This is a genomic window from Methanosarcina thermophila TM-1 (assembly GCF_000969885.1).
In the GTDB taxonomy this organism is placed as follows: Archaea; Halobacteriota; Methanosarcinia; order Methanosarcinales; family Methanosarcinaceae; genus Methanosarcina; species Methanosarcina thermophila.
In genome coordinates this window covers 709,209-723,714 of sequence record NZ_CP009501.1, presented here as the reverse complement: position 1 = coordinate 723,714, position 14,506 = coordinate 709,209, and the positions used below count along the sequence as shown (strand labels likewise).

The following is a 14,506-nucleotide window of genomic DNA, read 5'->3' as shown; positions in this document are numbered from 1 at the left end:
GTCTCTGAATTGGACTGTACCTGATTGGAGCATAAGGATCCGATATGAGGCAATCAGAATCTGATATGAGGCAATAAGGATCTGATATGTAGCTATAAGGATCTGATATGAGGCAATGAGGACCTATGGGAATCAGTTCCTGTTTGCAGAAATTCTGGATATTTTTCACTCTCAATTATATTGCTATCTTTTTTTTCCGTATTATTCTGCAAGCCTGTCCTCTTGAGTCATGTAGAAATAGTTAGCAAATGTTATTACAATCTTGAGTTTTTTTGGGCTACATAATAAAAAAGTGTTCAAGTTTGCGATACCTTTGTTCCCTGTTATTCACTAAAAAATATAAACGATGTTCCGCCAGAATAAATAAGTTTTTTTATATAGCTTAAAGTTTGAAAAGTAAGATAAATATCAAAAAAAACTTAATAGTATATACATCTTTCGAAGGAAAAATCAAATATGGTCTTTGCTCTACAGCCTGAATAATTCTTACTTTTTAATCCTGGCAAAAGGAGCATAAACTGGGCATAAATGTAAATATCAATTGTGAAAAATTATTTATGTACCTAGCTTAAATTATAGAGGTTTTCAGCTTGATCTTCAAGAAAATACCCATGCAGATTTACGAAAACTTCCATAAAACATTTAGCGGTAGTAACCAAATAACTTTTGATATCTGCAGGGAATGCGGGGGGGCCTGCGAATATAACAAAATCGGTACACTGCTGCCTGGTGAGGAAGAGTATATGGCTGAGAAAATGGGCATGAGCATAGCGGATTTCAGAATTCGCTATCTGGATATGCTCAAAATGGATGATGGAACTCAAATACAGGTATTAAAATTAGGAAAGATATGCCCGTTTTTAAATGAAGACGAGGTATGTGAGTGTCGGGATTTTAAGCCGATACTCTGTAAGATCTATCCTATAGTTTTTACGATTAAAGACGACAGTATAAATTTTACGATAGATAACTGGTGTAAATTATCGAAAAAAAAGGCATGCAGGCTTTATTTTGAAACTGCTATACCCCTTTTATCAAAGCTTGCAATTCCAATAGAATGGTTAAGGCATGTAACTAGCTATGATAATCTCAGTTTTGATTATGATCAACTGGAAAGATGCAGGCGAGGGAAAAATAAATATGCAACTTTTTCGCTGGAAGAACTGTTGAGTATGCAGAAATCCGAGATAGAGACATCCAGCCTGTGTATTGATTTTGGTCAGAAAGTTGAAGAGCCCGTTTTTTAACTTTATGCTGGAAAAATTGAGTTCAGATACTTGCAGTACATAACTTCCCTGCTGGCAAAAGGGTAACCAGTTTCAGTTTTTCCAGTTGCCTTCTATTTTAACCTGAATTTTTTCCTGCCTTTTATTCTATTTCGCTTTATACATTCGGCAGTATTTCGGTCCTGTTTTTATTAATCTGTATTTTCACTACTGTCTCTCTTGCCTTCTATCGGAATTGCGAAAGCAAAGGTGCTTCCCTCTCTGGGCTTGCTCCTGAACCATACATACCCGCCATGTAGCTTGACAATTTGCTTAACCAGCGAAAGTCCCAGCCCGGTCCCCTCGTATTTTTTGGACAAAAAGGGATCAACCTGGCTGAAGGGCTTGAAAAGTTTGTTCTGATCTTCAGGTTTAACGCCAATTCCTGTGTCGCTGACTGTTATTTCTACCATATCCCCTTTTCTTCTTGCTCCTATTTTTACACGCCCGTTTTCAAAGGAGAATTTTATAGCGTTATCCACGAGGTTATACATTACCTGAGCAAATCTGGCTTCATCTGCACAGATTGTAGAAAGGCCGCTGTCTATATCGATTTCAATTTGAATATTTTTTTTATCGGCTATGGGAGACACAAGACTTTTTATTGTGTTAATCTTGTTTGCGAGCTCAAACTGTTTATAATACAGCTCCATTTTTCCTGCTTCTACTTTTGAGAGATCCAGGATGCTATTTATCAGATTAAGAAGATGTTTTCCGCTCTTATAGATATTTCCTACAGATTTTAGCTGCTTTTCATTCAATTCACCGTATACCTGTTCATACAGCAGGTCCGCGAATCCTATTATCGAATTAAGCGGGGTTCTCAATTCGTGGCTCATATTTGCTAGAAACTCGCTCTTGGTACGGTTTGCAGCTTCTGCAATTTGCTTTTCTTTAAGGAGTGTCTCCGTAGCTTTATTTTCTGTAATATCTCTGCAGGTCTCGAGGATTCCTATTATCTTTCCATTATCTTCGGTTACAGGGATTGCCTGAACCAGCCAGACCCTGCCGTCCACAGAAGTAAATTCTACTGATTTCTTTTTGCCTTCTACGAAAATTTGCTCAAGCTCCAGGGAGTCGGACAACGGGCTGCTTGTACCGGAAATATCCTTAAGGGACATTCCAACTGCCTTTTGAAGGTCCGTTTTCATATATTCAAGGGCAGCCTTATTCGCCCAGATAATCTTGTGTTGAGGATTTATGAAAATAACCAGTTCATTCAGGGAGTCAAGAAGGACTTTTTTTTCCCGTTCCTGCGCTTTTAATTCCTGTTCTGCAAGATTAATTTCATCTAACATCTCGTTGATCTCTTTTGAAAGGCGAAAGAGCTCATCATTATCTTTAAGATGCAGCTTTCTGGAAAAATCTTTATCCGACCTGACCCGAGTAACGAAATCGTCAATTTGTATTATTCTTGAGACGAACAGCCTGTCAAGTGCAAATTTAATTCCCATGCCTGTCATAAGTCCAGTTAGTAAAAGGAAAAAATACATATTGTTCAGGATTCTCTCACCATTTAAATAGAGTGTTCTGGGGAAATCTGCTTTAATAATAAAGGCAGGTTTGCCTGAAATATCTTCTAATTCAAAGAAACCTGTTATTCTCTCCTCGTTTTCAGGTATAATGATGGGTCTATCTGGAAAATCCGAAAAGTTTTTAATCTGTGATCTGACGTCAGCAGGCAGTTCTTCATAAGTTCTGTACATTGTAAGTGAATAGCAGGTAGCATCTTCAAAAGAAGCTAGAAGTGCCTCATCAAAATATTTTCCGAAAATCAAAGTGCCCCTCACAGGTCCCTTTGAATTTGATGTAAGGATTGGATGACAGGCAATAAACATAGGGCTTTCGTTGAGTAATACAAAACCGCTTATGGTTTCATTTTCTGTCCTTGTGAGAAGAGTTCCGTCTTCGACCAGGCTAAGAAGCTCCTCCGGAAGCTTGGTTCTTTTTGAGGTATTAACATCTATTGATTTTGCATAGACCACATCTCCGGATTCGTTTACAAAAATCATCACATTAATCTTAATTCCTGCAAGGGTCTGGTCTTGTATGTTTTTATATATATATTCCAGATTCCTGTCTTTGATAAATTTATATGTATCATCCCAGCATGCCCAATCATGTGCCGTACGATCAATGTATTTCTGTTCAGTTGAAATCGCATTCTGTATTCTCTCTACATTCTCCAGTGTGTCCTCATGCTCAAGTTCCAGAAATTTAGAATGCTGCATGCTATAGATGAAAGTAAAAGCAGCCGAAAGAACTGCAAAAATTAAAAGGGTTACTAAAAAAACCTTTTTACTGATATCTATTCTGGACACCCCAAAGAATCTAGATATTAGAAAGAATTTCAAAAGTAATATATTAGTATATTAAAAAGATGAATAAGTATATAAATTTTAGCAGTCACTTCAGGCAAGTTGAGACCAATTAAAGCCTGCTCTTTTTATTTTTACCCCATTATTCCTTCAAAAGAGCTAATTTGAATTTAAACAGGCTTCAATATAAATCAGCTTCGTTAATATTTTCCAGCTATACCATTCCGGGCGTTCAGATATGATCGTTCAGTAATTTCTACATTTCCTTTGAGATTTACAACTCTCATGTCAAAAGTGTGGGCAAATTCTTTAACATTTATATCAAATTCTGGATCATTTAAAATCCCACTGTCTATTTTTGCAGCCAGGCAATAGAGTGGATTCTTCAGGTAATGTTTGTTCAAATCCCGGCTTCCGGTCTTCTTCTCTAGCCGCTTCCAGTTTGAAGCCCACATAGGAGTCAGGTAAATTGTTCCCATTCCCCGGAATTCTGCCATTGTTCTGGCATAAGCCTCGTTTCCTCCGAGTGCCAAACTGATGCAGTCTTCTACGGTTTCCCCATTTTTGTCTTTGAGGAAAAAAAGAGAGCACTTGAGATCTGCCAGATCTTCTTCCAGTCTTCCAAGTGCATGCCCACAGGTGCCGTAAAAAACCAGGATCCTATCCGAGAAAGGAGCCATCTCACGAATATTCCTGTGTACCTCTCTCTTCAAAACCTCAAGGTCAGCATGAAGGTCAAAGCTTAGCAGATTCACAACAACGCTTATTTTTTCCTCGAGTTTCCTTTTCCTGCAAATCTTTCCTAAAAACGGAAAACGTGAAAAAAGCCTTGCAGAAACTCCGAAATTAGGGCTGAATTGACCCTGAAGGATCATTGGGACACGGTCAAGGAAAACCTGCCTTGGAGTGCAGTTCCTTGCCCTGAGCTTACGAAGAAAACCTGAGCTATTCCGATTTTCCACAACAATTAACTGCTTTAACTCTCGATCATTTGATAATACATGTACAAGCTCATCTTCGAGCATTCCGCAGGCAACTATACTCAGTACAGGCATATTCAGGATACTCTGAAAATTGCTGCTATAACCTATCCAGTGTATTGTAGAATTATTTCAGTATATTATAGAATTATTTCAGTATATTATAGAATTATTTCAGTATATTATAGAATTATTTCAGTATATTATAGAATTATTTCAGTATATTATTGAATTATATTTGTAATTCATTATAGCATTGCACTTATTTCTGATTCCTTATTTCTTTTTGCCGGTCTGCTTTTGGTTATTTTTTCATTGAATTTCCAGGGAGTTTTTTATCAGGAGTGACTCCGTAATACCTTGTCCTTGCTGCTCCCCAAATGCAGCCGTTTTTCCCGAAGATTTTCAATTCGATATTCTGGATAGCTTTGCAGAGTTTATTTCCCTCTCTTGCACCCTTGCAGATTATACAGTACTTTTCACAAAAAACAGGAGGCTTTCCCTTATTTTTCACCATTTCGACACTTCCGGTCATATTCTTCTCGTGTCAAATACCTATGCGTGCTCAAAGATATTATTACAGGCTATAATTAATTTGTGCAGTACAGATTTATATATTTAAGCGTCAGAATTGTGTATTGAAGGTCGGATTTGTGTATTTTAGTAACTCTCAGGAAACAGGCAATTACAATTCTTTAAGTAAAGCAGGGAAAACTTTGGGGTTTTACCTAATATAAGGGATCCAGATGAACTTTTTTGAGATTCTGATAAAACGCTGCATGTAATCTCATCTTTTTAAAAATTCTGTAACCAATCTATGAAGAACAAATGCTACTTTTTGTGAAAGGTACAGGTAAATTGGCATTTTAATTTATAAATTTCCTTCAGATTAGCCGTTCCGAACTGCAACCCGATAAGCAGGATTTTCTGAGCGTATTTAAAGCTTTTAAATATCTCAATGACCGAATATTAGCCTTATTAGGCTGCATAAAAAAATCAATCTTCAGCGGCTTTACTATCTTCACTTTTACAGATGCTTTCCTGCAAAAACAGATAAGATTATATAAAAAGAAAATATAATGAAATATAAAAATTTCATCATAAGTATATCTTTTAAATATATATTTGGGGGGAAGAGATATTAGGAAATCTGGAATTCTTGCAGTCTTACTTTTAGCAGGAATGCTATTTATTTCCGGCTGTGCAGAAAATGCTCAGGACAATGAAACCGATCCCGCGGAGGAAGGCGTAGCTCCAGCAAAAGATGCAACCCCTGCTGCAGTGGAAGATGTCACGGAACCAGAAGTTAGAGCTGACGTAGAAGGGTTAATCTCCAGTCACAAAGAAGACTTCCTAATTGAAGGGGGAGAAGTCACAATTCCGGGCGAAGAGGAACCCGAAAAGGATAATGAAACCTTTTCTGAAGACCGGGCTCAGGGAAATAATCAAACAATAATTCAGGCTGCAGAAGGGGCGGGATATACTACATTTGCTTCACTTGTGAGGGATGCAGGGCTTGAGGATACATTTAATAAAGGAGGTTATTACACAGTTTTCGCTCCTACTGACATAGCTTTTAATAGCCTTCCCGAAGGCATGCTTGATGACCTTCGTAATGACAGGGAGAAATTAAACCGTTTACTGACCTATCATACAGTCCGTGGGGAATACAGGGTTCATGCTCTTGAAAACATGAATTCTCTTACTTCCCTGGAGACCGGAGAGCTCGCTGTGAATGCCACTGCTGATGGAAAGATAATGATAGGAAATGCAACCATTGTAGAGCCTGACATCACTGCAGAAAATGGAGTTATCCACGGAATTGATCAGGTAATGATTCCTTCAGGAATCTGAAAATGAGAAGCTGGGATTAGAAATCAAACGATATACGTTTTGCCCCTTTCATCCTTTTTATTTCATTTTTAAAATTTTCACCCTGTCTATTAGCTTCTACTGCCTATTAGCTTTTATTCTGTTTACCGGTCAGCCTCTTATTCCGCTCTGCTACTTACAAATACTAAGACAATTGAGCAGGAGATACTCTAGTATCACCTGCAAGAGCGAAAAAAATGATCTCATCAGGTATTAACGATTATTTTAAACCGTTTTTTTGTGAAAATTAAAAAGGGTCTCAGAGATTAACCTGTTCTCTGTGCCCGAACTCAACGCTGTAATCCAGGTAATATATGACTTCTGGCTCGATTTTTATCATGATGCTATCCGGGTCAGGCGGCATGTCTGCAGCGACAGGAAATTTGGCTACCATGATTTCCCCGATTTCTCGCAATTTTTCTTCATCCGTAATTATTGTTGCTTTGCCTTCAACCTGAAGAGCCTGCATATCAAACCAATCGGGGTCATCCTCATCTACGGTATATGCCACATAAGGATTGTGCATAATATTCTGGACTTTTCGGGTATTTTTATTGGTTGTCACATATACAACCGCACCTTCGGATATGTATGCCATTGTATGGGCCATTGGCCTTCCCTGCGGGCTTACTGTTGCAAGGTTCAGGTAGTAATGGTTTGAAAGGTAATCATAAATCTTATCTTTAAGCTCTTTTACCATAATCCCCCACCAAAATTTTATAACTTTCAATGAAACCCCTTTTGATTGGGTTCTTTACACCAGGTTTGCCAGGTTGCTACAATTCTGAGCAATACTACCTGACCCGTGATGTATCTACCAATCCATGGTGCAATCTTTCCAGTTGTCCTGATTCTTCATTTCTGTACTATAAAAGGGAAAATTGCACTATTCTGTCTTTCCCCCCATACAATTTATAGGGACAAAATTTATAAATTTTACTTATATCTTCAGTCGGCAGGAATATCAATAATTATAACTTCGTAATTCTCCAGTGAATAAAACAGGAAAATAATGAACCCCGACTGAAAGAAATTACCTGATAGTCTCTATGCTTATATCAGTTGTATTTTTTAAGTTCCTTTGTTTTATTCAACCAAGTAGACCATTATTCCTTTTGGGGCATACTTCAAAAAAGATTCAAGGATAATTAAAAGAGAAAAAAGAATCAAGGATAATTAAAAGAGAAAAAGGAATCAAAGATAATTAAAAGAGAATTAAATGACAATTAAAAAGAATAGCTGTTATTAAAAGGATTAAGGTTTATCAAATAACAATAATGCCTTTCGAAAAAGCTGAACGGTTAAATAGCGTTCTTATTTAAAAACTTTTTCTCCTGTTTACATTCTTTCAGTTTTTCCTCAAGGCGGATACGGGAGATGAAGGCTCCAAATTGAATCGCGATGGTTTCGATAACAGTGCGCACGCTATCCGGAAACTCGTATTCGAGGCTTGAGGCGAGATAAAAAGCTGCAATAATTTTATCTCCTGAGCTCACAGGGATAATTGCGGCAGCTCTGAGGTTTTCATGCCTTAGTGCATCATCTCTCGAGGTAAGAAGAAGGTCTATATGCTGTTTGTAAACAGGCTGCCCTATCATAACAAGTCTGGTGTTCGGCGAATTCGCACTGTAATGGGAGCCATACTTAACAAAGTTAGGTGAAAGCCCGCGGTAAGCAGTAAGCGTCATATCTCCAGTTTTTTCATCTATTAGATAAATGCCTCCGGCATTGATTTCATCTATTTGAAGGCAGGAATCCAGCAGTGTCTCGAGGGTCTCGTTCAGGGAGCTGGAAGTGCTGAGGGCAATGCCAAGGTCTCTCTGAATGTAGAGCAGTTTTTCTTTTCGCTTTCGCTCAGTAATATCCAGAATTATTCCCTTAAGGTACTTTACAACCCCATTCTCATCAGCTTCAATAAACGTTCTTTCTTCAACCCAGCGTATTTCTCCTGATTTTGTCAGGATGCGGTACTCCTGGGTAAAATCCACATAATCCTCATCAATCCTTCTTAAGAGCTCTCTTTCAACCCTTTCCAAATCATCAGGATGTACAATATTGCCAAAAAGGAGTTTTCCGGATGTAAATTCTTCTACAGTGTATCCAAATTGCTTTATATTTTCTGATACAAACTCGGCAGGCCAGTACTTTTCCGGTCTCCAGAGGAAAACTGTTACAGGAACTTTATTAATTACGGATATCAGCTCCTTTGCCATTTCCAGAGCATTGCTTAATGCTACTTCGTTGAGGTATTTACAGGCTTTTTGCCTGCCATTCCCATTCCTGGCCGAGTTCGAAAACGCTTTAGACATTTTATCCCTGCATTTTTTAAAATCTTTCAAAGGAAGCCTGAGAAAGTTTCGTATATTTACATTTTTTGCTTCCCAAGCATAGAAATACGCAATAAATTAAAAAGTTTGTGATTTGAGTTTTCAAAAAGATCGGAATGCAGTGGCCCGGAAGCTATAACCTAGCAGGAGATGATATGAGAAGGAATCTATGACAAAAATAGCCGACCAGGGAAAAATATATAAATAAAATCGGAATTTGCCGGTTTTTAAAATGTAAAAATATAATTTTCAGGTCTTTTTAAAAGTATTATACTCCTTCCTGCTACTGCCTGTGTCTTCAGGAGCCACAGCATTAGACCTATACCAGTTATTTAGGGCGTTTCGGTGAAGCCAAAGTGCTATAATGCACATAGCCATACTTACCACTAGCAGAAAAGGTGGGTCAAGGATAGCGTTTGAGACTAACCCTGCTATCAGGAAATAAGCATGAAATCCTAGAGGCACAAGAAAGACAAATGCATCATGGGGCTGGGTCGAGACCTCTGGGCGTAATACTAAAACCAATATCAGAGCGCTTCCTAAAACTGCAATAATAGTAGCATAATGTATCAATTCATTGGGAATGCTGGTAATTAGCTCATTGGTAATAAGCACACCTGCAGTGCCGCAGAGAATAGCTCCTGCAGGGGAGAACCAGCGTCCCCAGAGGCCAGGGAGCTTTGATAGCAATCGAAGACTTGCTGAAAATGAGAACACAACCCAGAACCATGCCCAGAAGTTATTATAAGGAACGCCGAAGTACTGATAATCAAGCCCTTTTCCCCAATCCCACATGCCCAGGCGGATGGCTACTGCGTCCACAGAGAGGTCGATGTTCAGAGCCATCAGACCATCAAGCACAGGTCGTGCCCATTCTGGAAGGTTGGTTTTATCGGAAAAGGAGCGAACGCTATAAATAATAGTTCCCCATGCCACCCCAATCACTGCAGGGACAGGCCCGAGCATTGCCAGAAAATTTCCGTATTCATAAGCATTGAGCTGCTGGATTGTAGCCCATTCGAGAAGCAATCCGAAGAACACCCCGGCAAGAAGTTGCCAGACTACCCAGAAACCTCGTTGACATGCATTATGCAGACAGACCAGAAAGAGAACTAAAATCAGAGCCTCGAAGGTAAGAAAGTACAGATTTATCAAGGGCATAATAACCGTGGATAATTTTTATATTTCATTTTATCAAATATTGTAATAAGCTTCATTCATTGTAATATTTATCACAGTTTTCATATATTATAAGTTACTATGGTATGTTATGAATATTTTAAGAAGCTTTCGGTTTAATTGTTTTAATAAGATTTCGGTTTAATTGACAAATCTTAAAATTTTTTATAGCAGCATATTTGGGATTAGCTTGGTGCAATCGATGATATTTTTTAGATATACTTATAAAAATTAAGATCGGAGTTTGAGCATATGGATGACCTTCAAGGAGTATTGAAAGGACAGAAGATTGCTTATTTTTCTATGGAAATCGGGCTTAGCAGTGAAATTCCGACTTATGCGGGTGGATTAGGTGTACTTGCAGGAGATACAATTCGCTCGGCTGCAGACCTGAACATTCCGCTGGTAGCAGTAACGCTGGTTAGCAATAAAGGCTATTTCAGGCAGATTCTTGATCCATTTGGAAATCAGATAGAACATACTGAAGAGTGGAACCCTGCCCGTTTTATGACGCTTCTAGCAGAAGAGGTAAGCGTTAAAATCCAGAATCGGGATGTTAAAATTAGAGCCTGGCTGTATAATTACAAAAGCCTTACAGGAGGCTGTGTACCCATAATATTCCTTGATACTGATGTCGAGGGAAACGAATGGGAAGACCGCAGAATTACGGACTTTCTCTATGGGGGAGACCAGCGCTACAGGCTGAAGCAAGAAATAGTACTCGGTATAGGGGGAGTGCGGATGCTTGAAGCCCTGGGTTTCACAATCCGGAAGTACCATATGAATGAAGGACATTCTAGCTTGCTTGCTCTGGAACTCCTGAAGCGCAACGGCACAGATCCTGTGAAGGTTAAAGAACTCTGCATTTTTACCACGCATACCCCTGTAGAAGCCGGGCACGATAAATTTGATTACGGGCTTGTCGAGGAACTTATTCAAGATAAAAATGATGTGGATACCCTCAGAAGATTTGGAGGAGCAGATCGTTTCAACACAAGTCTTTTTGCTCTTAACCTCTCGAACTACATCAATGGAGTTACAAAGAGGCACAGCTGTGTCTCAAAAGAACTCTTCCCTGGCTACCAGATACAGGCGATTACAAACGGCATCCACTCATATACCTGGACTTCTCCTTATTTCAGGAAATTGTATGACCACTACCTGCCCGGTTGGGCAAATGAGCCTGAACTTCTGGTGAGAGTAGACGGAATCCCAGACAATGAGATATGGGAAGCTCACCGGAATGCAAAAAAAGCCCTCATTGATGAGGTTAACCGGAGGACAGGCGTGGGTATGGACTATGAAGCTCTGACGATTGGCTTTGCACGGCGCATGACCGCATATAAGCGTCCGACCCTTGTTCTATCCGATCTTGATATGCTCAGAAAAATAAACCGGCGAGGAAGGATTCAGCTTATTTTTTCAGGAAAAGCTCATCCTCATGACGAGGCAGGGAAGCAGATTATCCGCGAGATCTTCAAAAGCATGGAAATTCTGAGGGAAGACATAAAAATTGCTTTTCTAGAAAATTACGATATGGATCTTGCCGCAAAAATGGTTTCTGGAGTCGATCTCTGGCTGAACACCCCAACCCGCCCCTACGAAGCCTCCGGCACAAGTGGTATGAAGGCTGCCCATAATGGTGTTGTAAATTTCAGTGTACTTGACGGCTGGTGGATAGAAGGCTGGATAGAAGGTGTGACAGGCTGGGCAATGGGCCCGCAGCCTGATGAAAAGCTTTCCGAAGAAGAAGCAAGAGCAGCCGAACTTAGCGATCTTTACAGTAAGCTGTATTACATCATAGTTCCAATGTATTACGAACGCAGGGACGATTGGGTTCAACTAATGAATAATTCCATAGCCATGATAGCTTATTATTTCAATAGCCACAGGATGATGCGGCGCTATGTGACACATGCATATTTGTAAATGGGTGGGGTTTGTTATGAAGGTTGTAAGCTTGAGTTCTATTTTTTAAATTGTTTTTTGAGACAATAGGTTTCCTCAAAAAACTCAAAGCATGCGCAAGAGTAATGCACAACTTATTTTTTGAAAATTCCCTTGATTAAATTAGCTCCTTATTTTTTGTATATGTTTTCAATTATGCAAATGTTTTGGTATGTTTCTTAATAGTTTTAACGTTGATAGTCTATTCACAAATTCCACCTCCAAAGAGAACTTGCCGGATTGAGAAGAATTATATATATCAATGAATAATGAGATGGGAATAGATTAACGAACTATTAATGGAAAGAAACGTTGATTAATACAAAGGAAATCCAGATTGGATTTTGAGCGGATTAAAGCCTTAAAAGAAAGGTTTACTGCTGTATTGATAAGAGGAACTTGAGAAAAACCATTCTCTCATAGTAATAAGGTAAAAAAAGCATCTGATGATAAAATTACGGCAGGGTGTTGGGATTTTTAAGGAGAAAATAGTGGGCTGAGTCTATCTGCAGAATTCTAGCTTTACTCCTGTAGTCAGAAAGATGGCTTGCCATTATAGAAACCGGCTTACAGTAGAAAAAGTGGCTAGCTGTTTCTATAACGATGTTCTAGTGGCTATTTACGAGGCTGTCTACTAAATAAAGACGGTTATTGCCCTATTTAATTCCTGCCTTAGTTTACCCACTGATTCAGGGGGACCCTTAACTAAAAGTGAGTGATAAAATGGCTTGGATACATTCCAGGGATGAGGGGAAAAACTGGAAAAAAAGAAAGTTTTACATTATAATTTTCGTTTTCTTGATTGCGCTTGATGCACTTATTGTTTACATCCTGATTCAGTCCAATCCTCCAGATGTACCGTCAAACTCGATTGTTTGGGTAGCTGGTGATGGAAGTGGAAACTTCACATGTGATGGAATTGATGACCAGGTGGAAATAAACCAGGCTCTTGCCTACGTTGCAGAAAACCCGCAGCTCACAACGGTTTATTTGAAGGGTCCCAATACTTATGTTCTTTCAGATACTGTTTTCGTTGGAAATGAAACGATCCTGGAAGGCGATCCTGCGGCTGTAATTAAGCTTATAGACCACGCGGATTGGCCGGTGTTTAAGCCCATGATAACACAGATAAACAGTACAGGAATCCATAATGTTACTGTAAAAGGATTTGAAATTGATGGAAATCATGACAATAATCTGGATAAAAAGAAAGGATACGGATATTATAATATGATACACTTCCGCAATTGCAGTGATATTCGGGTTCATGATATGTATATGCACGATGGGCATGGAGAAGGATTGAAAGTAGACAATGGTTATAATATCACGTTTTATAAAAATCGTATAAACAAGACGGGGCATAACGGACTTTTTGCTGAAAATTGCCAGTACGTATATGGCTGGGACAATAATATAACCGTCAGGACTGACAGCGGTTTCAGGTTAAGAAACTCAAACCATGTAAAAATCTATGATAATGAGATTGACTCATTTTATCATTGGAGTGCAGGCGGCGCTGGAATTCTGATTGAGAAAACTACAGGTGTTGTTAATGATATAGAAGTATATAATAATACTATCCAGAAAACATATGGGCCTGGAATCTGGTTGATAGGTTGTTTTCAATCTTATCCCAGGGATGACGCGAAGAATGTCCATATTTATTCCAATATGTTCAAAAGCACGGGTACAAATCCGACTATTGACTGGGTTGGAGGTATAGTAACAAGCGGATTTTACGATACTCTTATCGAAAATAATACTTTTGACGGGGTGTATCACGGTGCAGTTATTCAAATGTATCCTACAGGTGGCACTCACATTTATCCTACATATAATAACTCAGGTCACATTGACCTCTCACCTAAAGGTACAGGATATACAACAATTGTCCGCAATAATATTATCGCAAACACCAGACAGCGTAGTAAAGATCCTGCCGGAACAGGGTATGGAGTAATAAATTATCTCCCTGAAACACATACTATTGTGCTGGATAATAACTGTCTATACAATAACTTTGCAGGTAATTACTTGAACTGCACATCAACTACTGATATCTATATAGATCCTCTCTTCTTAAATGAGGACATTGGTGCCGGATACTCTCTAGAGGAGCATCCGAAAGATATCAATCAAACTATCATATCATCCGCTTTTAGAAGAATGTGCTAATAAATTATCTGAGGCTATTCCGGCAGCGCTGGTTGAGTCACTTACTGGCAATACCGTTCGATTTGCCTGCGGATGCCGATCCTATGGCACGGGCAGCAGCCAGAAAGGATCTGAGAAGTCAGATGAGCAATATCCGGAGGATTCATTCTGCTGCGGACATAATACTCTGATACGGTTGCTTGATAGCAGCCGCATCGGTAATACTCCAATACGGTTGCTTGATGGTTATTGTTTCGGATTAGATATGAAGCACAATCTTGCCATGAGTGAAGATCTTAAGCCGAGAATTCATTTTTTTGCATGTTGGCTTTACTCCATTTTGCGGGCAAGCTCAATAAATAAAGAATTAAACAATACTAAACTAAGCAATACTATCTATTGCCACTGAACTAACCTGAGAGGCAAGGTTTTCTTCCGAGAAAAACATATCTTTGTCTGAT

The 14,506-nt window shown here is 39.0% G+C and carries 11 protein-coding genes; 5 read left to right on the top strand and 6 right to left on the bottom strand.

Annotated elements, in window-relative coordinates; translation table 11 throughout:
• The first annotated feature begins 590 nt into the window (after positions 1 to 590).
• Positions 591 to 1,247 carry a YkgJ family cysteine cluster protein gene (locus MSTHT_RS03095; RefSeq protein WP_048166519.1) on the top strand — a complete coding sequence of 219 codons (657 nt, stop codon included), beginning with the start codon at positions 591 to 593 and terminating at the stop codon, positions 1,245 to 1,247.
• A gap of 170 nt (positions 1,248 to 1,417) precedes the next feature.
• Here MSTHT_RS03095 and MSTHT_RS03090 read toward each other — a convergent pair whose 3' ends face one another.
• The 3 genes from MSTHT_RS03090 to MSTHT_RS03080 form a co-directional block, all read right to left on the bottom strand.
• The gene (locus MSTHT_RS03090) at positions 1,418 to 3,496 is read right to left on the bottom strand and encodes a sensor histidine kinase (RefSeq protein WP_148704301.1); all 2,079 of its coding nucleotides are present in this window, start codon (positions 3,494 to 3,496) and stop codon (positions 1,418 to 1,420) included.
• A gap of 287 nt (positions 3,497 to 3,783) precedes the next feature.
• Entirely contained in the window at positions 3,784 to 4,638 is an 855-nt protein-coding gene (locus tag MSTHT_RS03085; RefSeq protein WP_048166517.1) for a DUF1638 domain-containing protein, read from the bottom strand.
• 229 nt (positions 4,639 to 4,867) lie between these two features.
• Positions 4,868 to 5,080 carry a hypothetical protein gene (locus tag MSTHT_RS03080; RefSeq protein ID WP_048168339.1) on the bottom strand — a complete coding sequence of 71 codons (213 nt, stop codon included), beginning with the start codon at positions 5,078 to 5,080 and terminating at the stop codon, positions 4,868 to 4,870.
• A gap of 665 nt (positions 5,081 to 5,745) precedes the next feature.
• On the opposite strand from MSTHT_RS03080, the gene MSTHT_RS13940 reads away from it, so the two are divergent.
• Positions 5,746 to 6,417, top strand: a complete 672-nt coding sequence (locus MSTHT_RS13940; protein WP_231588171.1) for a fasciclin domain-containing protein — start codon at positions 5,746 to 5,748, stop codon at positions 6,415 to 6,417.
• A 277-nt stretch (positions 6,418 to 6,694) separates the two neighbouring features.
• Here MSTHT_RS13940 and MSTHT_RS03070 read toward each other — a convergent pair whose 3' ends face one another.
• From MSTHT_RS03070 to MSTHT_RS03060, 3 genes are all read right to left on the bottom strand, one after another.
• A complete protein-coding gene (locus tag MSTHT_RS03070) occupies positions 6,695 to 7,135 on the bottom strand; it encodes a pyridoxamine 5'-phosphate oxidase family protein (RefSeq protein ID WP_048168337.1) in 441 nt (146 codons plus the stop codon).
• A 601-nt stretch (positions 7,136 to 7,736) separates the two neighbouring features.
• Positions 7,737 to 8,744, bottom strand: coding sequence for a GAF domain-containing protein (locus MSTHT_RS03065; RefSeq protein ID WP_048166516.1), 1,008 nt, complete (start codon positions 8,742 to 8,744; stop codon positions 7,737 to 7,739).
• 267 nt (positions 8,745 to 9,011) lie between these two features.
• Positions 9,012 to 9,923 carry a carotenoid biosynthesis protein gene (locus MSTHT_RS03060; RefSeq protein WP_082086739.1) on the bottom strand — a complete coding sequence of 304 codons (912 nt, stop codon included), beginning with the start codon at positions 9,921 to 9,923 and terminating at the stop codon, positions 9,012 to 9,014.
• A gap of 270 nt (positions 9,924 to 10,193) precedes the next feature.
• On the opposite strand from MSTHT_RS03060, the gene glgP reads away from it, so the two are divergent.
• From glgP to MSTHT_RS14305, 3 genes are all read left to right on the top strand, one after another.
• Complete coding sequence (gene glgP, locus MSTHT_RS03055; protein ID WP_048166515.1) at positions 10,194 to 11,870, top strand: alpha-glucan family phosphorylase; 1,677 nt, start codon at positions 10,194 to 10,196, stop codon at positions 11,868 to 11,870.
• A 741-nt stretch (positions 11,871 to 12,611) separates the two neighbouring features.
• The gene (locus MSTHT_RS03050; RefSeq protein ID WP_048166514.1) at positions 12,612 to 14,066 is read left to right on the top strand and encodes a right-handed parallel beta-helix repeat-containing protein; all 1,455 of its coding nucleotides are present in this window, start codon (positions 12,612 to 12,614) and stop codon (positions 14,064 to 14,066) included.
• Positions 14,067 to 14,098: 32 nt separating this feature from the next.
• Positions 14,099 to 14,236: a hypothetical protein gene (locus tag MSTHT_RS14305; protein WP_156149699.1), complete on the top strand. Its 138-nt coding sequence runs from the start codon at positions 14,099 to 14,101 to the stop codon at positions 14,234 to 14,236.
• Positions 14,237 to 14,506: the final 270 nt, after the last annotated feature.